Annotated in this window: 1 pseudogene; it reads left to right on the forward strand. The window is 71.3% G+C overall.

Annotation, left to right across the window (positions count from 1 at the left end):
- Nucleotides 1-90 precede the first annotated feature (90 nt).
- Nucleotides 91-321, forward strand: a pseudogene (locus ADK55_RS19365) (SCO5918 family protein); the annotation flags it as partial.
- Between the last annotated feature and the right edge of the window lie 160 nt (nt 322-481).

Raw genomic sequence — 481 nt, forward strand, 5'->3', positions numbered from 1 at the left:
GTTACACCCTGGGCGTCCTCGCCCTCACGTCCTGACCGCCTTCGCGGCCGTCCGGTCCGGCGTTCACCTTCCCGTCCCCGCGGAGGCATCATGCGTTGCGTCATCGCCCGTTTTCCCTTCGAGCTCACCAAGGCCGAGGTCCTGGAGTCCATGAAGGGCATCAAGGCCGAGCCCGTCACCGGGGAATCCGTGATCATCGGCCGTCGCACGTACCCGGGCAAGCAGGTCGGCGAGGTGATCACCCGCCAGGACCGTCGCGACTTCACGGCGGGCGAGGTGACCCGCGCACTGACCCGCCTGGGCTTCGTCTGCCGCACGGTGGAAACGGCTTAGATCCTCGGGTGTCCCGGGTCCGGCGTCGCGCCGGGTCCGGGACATCGTGGTGTCCGGGCCGGGCCGGCGCGTCCGGTTCGGCACCCGGTGTCCGGGTGGGTCCGGCTCGTACCGCCCGGTGCCGTCGGACCGGCCCGCAACCGTGACC

It is taken from the genome of Streptomyces sp. WM4235, assembly GCF_001279725.1.
In the GTDB taxonomy this organism is placed as follows: Bacteria; Actinomycetota; Actinomycetes; order Streptomycetales; family Streptomycetaceae; genus Streptomyces.